The following is a 7,711-nucleotide window of genomic DNA, read 5'->3' as shown; positions in this document are numbered from 1 at the left end:
AAACAATGGTGTACCACGTCGCTCAGAAAAGGTACGTCCACAGGTTTTACACTGAAACAGATTCATGTGCTCATCATCCCCATACTTCCTTATGAACACGATGTTTCCTTTTCCAGATTTATGGTAGTTCTTACATTTTTCAAAGGGACAAAACAAGGTCTTCGCTCGTTCTTTCAACTGCTTTCTTTTTTCTATGGTTATCTTACATCCCATCCACATATCACCAAAGAAGGTAATACAATTTATAATATTTTAATTATGCTAGGACACTAGGAAAATTTGGGGCAACACTTAAAAAAGGCGTTGTTAAAACAAAAAGATTCTATGGTTGATTTGTGGTCTGTTTTATTTCTTCAAAAATACCTGTTTCTTTATTTTTTCTAACGTTGTCCCAATTGAAATATCGCCCATTCATAGATATATAAACACCTGGTGGTAGTACTTGTACAAAAGCCAATGAACTACCTAGGTTAAACAAACCATCTGAGCTACCAAATTTATATGGGATCATAGCACCTGTTAAAACAATTGTTTTATCCTTTATTGATTTACCAAGAACCTTTGCTGTCTCAGCCATAGTGTCAGTACCATGCGTTATAACAATTTTATCCTCCTTAGCTTTTTTACAGCTCTCAAGAATAAGTTTCCGGTCATCATCAGTCATATCTAAACTGTCTTTCATCATCAAGGTGGTGACATCAAATTTCAGGTTACAATGTCCAAGTTTCAGCATCTCAGAGATATGTGTTTTTTTGAAAAATAACACACCCTTTATCTCGTCGTATTCTTTGTCGAATGTACCACCTGTAACAAATATTTTTATTACCATATATGGGTGAGGGTATATGTGAAGATTATTAATATTTTATCAGAAAAAAACCTTCTTTTTATCTAAAAAAATAAATGGTTTAGCGGAAAACAAACAAAACATTTGAAACACCCCTTTCAGTTATCTATTTAAAAAAGAGAGTGCATATATGAACATGTAAAATTTGTGGTGGAATAAAAATGATTAAAAATTTTAGCGATAGTAAAATTGTAAAAGTCAAATGTAGTTTTTGTGGTAAAGACATCGAATGCCCTGAGGAGATGTTAAAAACATCTAAGAAACACATGTGTTCTGAATGTTTTCAAAAAGCTGATGCTCTCAAAATAGATGATGACCTAGAAAACATTCATGTGGATATGCCATTGGATGAGTTTGTTGATACTGCTATCGATAATTTTACACGAATGGTAGTAAATGATGTTTTTCCATAGATATGGTCTGAGAAAAAAGAAGAATTAAAGGAACTTTCAAAGAAAGATCTTTCAAAAGAAATGTTTGGTGCAGGCGTATATCTTGGTGTACAAGCATTTTTAGATTCCATGAAAGAATTTGAGAAAAACGAAAAAAAACAGAAAAAATAGTTAATTATTTCTTGATGATTGATAAGTGATGGGCCCGGCAGGACTTCAGGAGGCCAACAGGAGAGAATTTTAGGAGAGTTTTGTAATAAAAAACAACTCTGTTTTTATTGGCAATTGGAGCTATCTCTCTACCTTTTTTTATTTTCTTTTTTATAAATATCTTATTTGCTTCTTATGAAAAGCAAATACAAAACTCTTAAAAGGATAAGATCTATGTGGTTTTTACGGAGGTTTATTATGACACATCACAAACTCATTATTGGTAACTGTATGGAGATGCCAGAGATCCAAGACAAAAGCATACATTTAGTAGTAACATCACCTCCTTATTTTAACGCTCCATTTGATTATGAGGGTTTATTTAAAAATTACTACCAGTATCTTGGTGTTCTTCGTCGGGTTTCTAAAGAGCTTTATCGGGTTGTAGACGATGGTAGAGTCGTTGTTCTTAACATCGATGATATGTTGGTGAATGGAGAGAAATTTCCAATTATTGCTGATGCAACACGTATTTTTTTAGATGCAGGATTCAACTACAGAGACAGAATTACATGGAAAAAGCCAGATGGATACCTGAGAATCAGCAGACGAAGTGGCGTGATTCTGCAAAACCCTTACCCCATGTATTTTTATCCAGATAATCTTCTCGAAAGCATTATCATTTTCCAAAAAGGTAAATTTGATTATAAGTCAATACCACAAGAAATAAGAGAACAATCGAAAATTGATACGAAGAAATTCCAAGATAAAAAATGGTTTATGACGCTATGGGAGATGAATAATGTGCTCCCTGGGTCTCCTCTTGAAAAAGATATTGCTGCATTTCCGGAGGAACTACCGTATCGGGCGATAACCTTATTTTCCTATGTCGGTGAAACTGTCCTTGATCCATTTGCTGGTTCTGGAACGACGATGAAGGTCGCTCGGGATCTTGGTCGTAACAGCATCGGGATAGAAATCAAGGAAGAACTTATTCCGATTGTAAAGAAAAAAACCGGTTTCGATGGACAAAAGCGCTTAGATGGAAATACTGATTCTTTTGAAGTGATTGTTCGGGAGAAACCACGGATGAAAAAACAGCCGATGACGAATGCAGTAGAGGTTTAATATATGGATATTTTCGCGAGCATCAGAGGAATTGATTATACGCCATTATTGTGCAAAGAGTTGAACACATATTCTTTTCAGAAACTAGGTGTAGCGTTAGAAAATGATGCTACATTTGTTCTTTCTTTTAATAGGAAAAATCAGATTGCAGTAAGCTGGTGGGTTTCAGCTAAAAGAACACGATCGTATCCATATGCACGTATTTATGATTCTCTCAAATTCTCTGGTCGAAGAGTTACAATCATTCCTATTGTGAAGGATGAGGGATTTGATGGTGATCGGGATTTTTTGCAATGGGATACGATATCATTGATGAGTCTCCTTGGGGTCTATGTCATCATATCATATTATGGCGATGCTCTACAAAGCTCACGGTACAAAAATAAAATCACGAAACAACGGTTTAATATCAGACATGTGAAAAGAGAGTTGAAAAAATTGTTGTCATATCAATCTGATGCATTACATTGGAATCTCATGCAAATTGAAAATGTAGGAAAAATTAGCAGGAAAGCATTAGAATCATACGGAAAGATATCTCAAAAATTAGGGGTGAAAATGCATTCTCGTAGTTCTGCTGAGAAAAGAATCAAAGAATTACTTAAAGGTAAAGAATCGTTCATTAATCTATCAAGAAATCTGGCTGAAAAAGCTCAAAAACGAGAAAGTGTCACTAAACAACCAAAAGAAAAATTAACAGGAAAAAAGGCTACACTGACGATAAAAAATTACCTTGGTGGATACTACTTTTTTACCGTTGATGAGTTTGAACTGCATGGAAAAGATGTATATTTGATCGAGGGAAAACATACTAAACAGAACAAACTCCCTTCAAATGAAGATATAAAAGATGGGCTTCTAAAGATGATATTGTTTACTAATCTAAAAGATGTGATAATTAATAATAAGAAATATAACTCCATTTCATTACTGAAATTGACAACGAAGAAAGATTTCAAACTATCTAAATTAAACAAGAAACAAAAACAATTTTTCACTCTTTTGAAAAAAGAAGCAAAGACAAACGACTTCAAAATTATGGTCAATAATAAGATTATCTAAACTGGAGAAGTTCCAATAATTCGTGGAGAATTTTTTCTTTTTGTCACTGATGGCGCATCCTTGTTGGTTCGTTCCTAAATATGCACTTATCCTTGGCAAAACCTCTCCTGTTGTGAGTAGTGGGCCCGGCAGGATTTGAACCTGCGACCAACTGGTTATGAGCCAGTCGCTCCACCAGTCTAAGCTACGAGCCCTTAAAACCAATGGGCATAATATAACTTCTACTACTTAAAATTTTGACCTTAAAAACTTATGCAGTAGTTTAAAATAATCTATTAGTCAGAGTTTAAGCTACCAGGTAAACACAATTTTTTAATTGATATTTAATCAAGTAGTTTTTTCCAGAACGATGGCAGCTCTTTATTCAACCCTGTTTTCCACAATATAAACTCCACATCCTCCTCTTCGTCCATATTACCTATCTCTCTTAAGAAGTAATATATATACTCTATCTGTGAAATTGTCAATTTGACAAAAGAAATAATATTTTTTTAAAGAGCAAAATTCATTAATTAGTATAGGTTAGATTATTAGTGAAATGGTGGATTTATCAACATTAGCTAGGTATCCTTTCTTGGATGATTCTAAAATTTATGTTAAAAACAATGCTATATCTGTAGAAGATCTTTTAGAAGACCCATTGTATGAACGTGCTCGTACAATAGGTGTAGAAAGACTTGATAAGACCTTTAAGGAGAGAGATGTAGGTAATCGGAGCTTGGCGACAGAATCAGATTGTATAATGGAACTACTATCATATCCAATAGCAAGAATGATAGCTGTATGCATAGGTGATAACTATTTCAAAAGACGATATGCATTGGGTGAGGCGTCACATGCGTATAGAAACCTCATAAATGAACCGACCTCTTTTTTGATAAATGTTTCAAAAGAATTCAACTTGGATGTGAAATATTTTGAGGATACGAACAAACTGAGTATATTTTTCACTGACTACATACATAACGCTCCGACGAGGTACAAGGAATGGAAGATGATAAACAGGGAGATGAAAAACGGTTACATCAAGATATCGCATAAAGACCTTGCGAGGCTGATACAGGAGGCTCTTAGACGGCGTATAAATGATGAGTTGGATAAAATGAAATGTGACGAAGCTGTTCAGAAAATATTCTCATCTGATATAAGAAGAATACAAAACATGGTTTCAACTCATAGGAAAAATATAGAGGCTGCACCAGTTGGTAAACTTAGCATAGAAAAACTTCCACCATGCATGAAAGACATGCTAGCGGCTATACAGGCTGGTGAAAACGTGCCACATATGGGTCGTTTTGCTATAGTCGCTTTTTTAAATTCACTAAAACTCAGCACAGCGGATATACTAAAGATATTCAGCAGCGCACCTGATTATGAGGAAGACAAAACAAGGTACCAGGTGGAACACATAACAGGTACCATATCATCAACATCTTATGCGCCGCCAGGATGTGACAAGATGAGAACCTATGGAATATGCCCAATAGAAAAGATAGATGAACTATGTAAAAAAACACGCCACCCATTAAGTTACTATAAAACTAGATGGAGAGAAAAATGAAACATTTCATAACCTTTGAGGGAATTGATGGATCAGGTAAATCCACGGTATCAAAAATTGTTTGCAAAAAACTAAAAAACCATGGCTATAAAGTTGTTTTGACCTATGAGCCTACAGATACTTGGATTGGGCGTTGTGTGCAGAAATTTATAGAGACTAATGCTGACCCTTTTGTAACCTCTTTTGCATTCATAGCTGATCGTATGGAACACTGTAAGCAGATACAAAAATGGTTAGATGAAGATTATATTGTGTTATGTGATCGTTACGCGGAATCAACCTATGCATATCAGGGTGCGCAGCTACAAGATCATGTTAAAAATCCTATGAAATGGTTGAAGGAGTTATCAAAAAAACGTATAATAACACCGGATAGAACATTTGTTTTTGTCATAGACCCAAAAGAATCCTTATCTCGTATACAAAACAGAAGTAAACTTATACCTTTTGAAAAGATTTCTTTCCTGGAAAAAGTACATAAAAATTATTTGAAAATAGCAGTTGGTAAACGTTTTATGAAACTTGATGCAACAAAAAGTATTGGGGAATTAGCAGATATCTGTTTTATGGATATTGTTAAAAAATAGAGTTTTTCCGTTTTGAATGATAGATAATTATTTGTATATGATATTCTATTTTTGAATTGATATATTGGATGGGATACTCAATTGCGTAACTTAGCTAAAACAGTTGTAATACTAATTATAATGCCAATTCTGATTGTTGGTCTAACTTGCTTAGACACATCAGCTAACCAGAATGTCCCATTTAAACCACGAGCGTTTCTAAAAGATTCAATTCTTACACCAGGTGATTTCCATTATCTGAATGTAACACTGGAGTTTGAAAGCGAAAATATTTACATCGTTGCTTACAGCGGAAAATATTTGCCAGAATCTGAAGTGCGCTCCACTAAAAACTATTACAGATGGGAATATAATCAAGGTGTTTGGATAGATGCAAGTGGTTATGATTCCACTTACATAGATAAGGGTAAATGTATTAGAACCAACAATACTTATTCTTTCTGTATAAGCCTCTCTGAAAATGTTAACCCTGGTAGTTGGACTATCAAAATATTTGTAGACAATAAGGAAGTTTCTTGTAATTCATTAAATGTTATAATTGGTGATTTTTGTCTTTTCTTTTCAACAATTGTTGGTGTATTTCAACCATGCATTAAAAATAGAAATTTTTTAGCTGAAAAAGATTTGATATGCAACGATCAAGAAAGAAAGATGATAGTATCGGAAAAAAATATTGATGAAACTGCGCATCAAGTTATTAAAAAGCAGGCTAATTCCCAGGAGGATAAAACGACTATCAATAAAAAATTTTATTATTCTATCTTAAATGAAAAGCCTTTGGACAAACAAGAACTTGTAAAATCAAATGTTTTTACTTATCCGCGAAGTAAATTAAAATTAATTGAAAACAATGGGGCTGGCTCTTTATTTTTGGATAAAAATTTTGGTGATTTAAGTGGTTTTTGTAAGAATTTTTTTGTTTTAGTTTTAGCAATTTTTTTGATTGTATCTTGTTTTTCTCCAATGATTATTGCTCCAGAAAATGATGCTGATATTACGATTATTAATGTGCAGAGTTACCCTGCTGTTGGTGACGAATGGATTGTTATGTTTACAACCGTCGGGAGGGCGAATTTGATTATCACTGCTGTTAATGGGACTAATTGGTCAGATAATAGCAACGATTATGATTTAAGGTTTTTAGAATTGAAACGTGGTAACGAGTCTTTAGATTATGAGTGGATTGATAATTCTGTTTTTGTTAGTAATTTTTCTGCTGATGAGATTTGCTTTGAGGTTTCAAAGGTTCTTACCCCAGGTAATCACACGCTTATGTTCTGTTTTGGTGATGATATCGCATATGCGTTTAACGATGCAGTTACCAATACGTCAGTTGATGATATCTCTCCCTATAATGTTGTTTATACGCCATATGATATTACTGCTACTGGTAATAGCAGTTTAGATAATGTTACATTGTGGTATCGTTGGAGTATAGATAATAGTAGTTGGAATAGTAGTGCTTCTTGGGTTAACGATAGTGTTGATAGTAATAGTTGCAATGTTGATGGTTCTGCTGATAAGGGAACAGAGACAAACTTTGCAAATTGTCAAGGGGTTTTTCCTGATACTTATGTTATGACACTTCAGGAGAATCAGACAAATGATTTAACTGATCATAAAGATGCAGTTGATAGCAATACATCAAACGTTGATGGTAGTGCTGATAAAGGTGTTGAGACTAATTTTCCGAATGTGCAGGATACGAGTCCAGATGCAGATGTTATGGTCATACAAGAAATTGACCAAGGTGTTTATCACCAAGTTGAGTTTATTTCCGCTGGTGCTGGTACTGCTGGTACAGGTACATCGTTTAATGTACCATATCCAAGTAACCCTCAGCAGGGTGATTTGTTTATTATGCAGGTTATGATACTGGGTACGACAACCTCGGTTAATGTTCCCTCTGGTTGGAATATAATGTATGGACCAAATACAACTGGAAATAATGATGGTAGGCAGTGGACGTTGTATAATTTCAGCT

General features: G+C 34.3%; 8 protein-coding genes and 1 tRNA gene. 6 read left to right on the top strand and 3 right to left on the bottom strand.

The features are described 5' to 3' along the window. Together QHH19_05955 and QHH19_05950 are read right to left on the bottom strand one after the other, a co-directional pair. Positions 1–213, bottom strand: a 213-nt coding sequence (locus QHH19_05955; protein ID MDH7517869.1) for a hypothetical protein, incomplete at its 3' end; no start/stop codon positions are given. Between the two features lie 109 nt (positions 214–322). Continuing rightward, positions 323–829, bottom strand: coding sequence for an asparaginase domain-containing protein (locus QHH19_05950; GenBank protein MDH7517868.1), 507 nt, complete (start codon positions 827–829; stop codon positions 323–325). Positions 830–1,008: 179 nt separating this feature from the next. Here QHH19_05950 and QHH19_05945 point away from each other — a divergent pair, with 179 nt between their 5' ends. The 3 genes from QHH19_05945 (at position 1,009) to QHH19_05935 (ending at position 3,579) form a co-directional block, all read left to right on the top strand. Beyond that, positions 1,009–1,260: a hypothetical protein gene (locus QHH19_05945; protein MDH7517867.1), complete on the top strand. Its 252-nt coding sequence runs from the start codon at positions 1,009–1,011 to the stop codon at positions 1,258–1,260. Between the two features lie 387 nt (positions 1,261–1,647). After that, complete coding sequence (locus QHH19_05940; GenBank protein ID MDH7517866.1) at positions 1,648–2,517, top strand: site-specific DNA-methyltransferase; 870 nt, start codon at positions 1,648–1,650, stop codon at positions 2,515–2,517. 3 nt (positions 2,518–2,520) lie between these two features. Continuing rightward, complete coding sequence (locus QHH19_05935; protein MDH7517865.1) at positions 2,521–3,579, top strand: hypothetical protein; 1,059 nt, start codon at positions 2,521–2,523, stop codon at positions 3,577–3,579. Positions 3,580–3,699: 120 nt separating this feature from the next. Here QHH19_05935 and QHH19_05930 read toward each other — a convergent pair. Next, positions 3,700–3,773, bottom strand: a tRNA-Ile gene (locus tag QHH19_05930). A 344-nt stretch (positions 3,774–4,117) separates the two neighbouring features. Here QHH19_05930 and QHH19_05925 point away from each other — a divergent pair. The 3 genes from QHH19_05925 to QHH19_05915 all read left to right on the top strand — a co-directional run. Next, positions 4,118–5,140 carry a DNA primase large subunit PriL gene (locus QHH19_05925; protein MDH7517864.1) on the top strand — a complete coding sequence of 341 codons (1,023 nt, stop codon included), beginning with the start codon at positions 4,118–4,120 and terminating at the stop codon, positions 5,138–5,140. After that, a complete protein-coding gene (tmk, locus tag QHH19_05920; GenBank protein ID MDH7517863.1) occupies positions 5,137–5,727 on the top strand; it encodes a dTMP kinase in 591 nt (196 codons plus the stop codon). Before QHH19_05925 ends, tmk begins: the two co-directional genes overlap by 4 nt. A gap of 81 nt (positions 5,728–5,808) precedes the next feature. Beyond that, positions 5,809–7,711: hypothetical protein (locus tag QHH19_05915; protein MDH7517862.1), on the top strand; the 1,903-nt coding region annotated here is incomplete at its 3' end.

This window comes from Candidatus Thermoplasmatota archaeon (assembly GCA_029907305.1).
In the GTDB taxonomy this organism is placed as follows: domain Archaea; phylum Thermoplasmatota; class E2; order DHVEG-1; family DHVEG-1; genus JARYMC01.
Note: the sequence above shows the minus strand (reverse complement) of the source record. Positions and strands in the feature narration are given on the sequence as shown.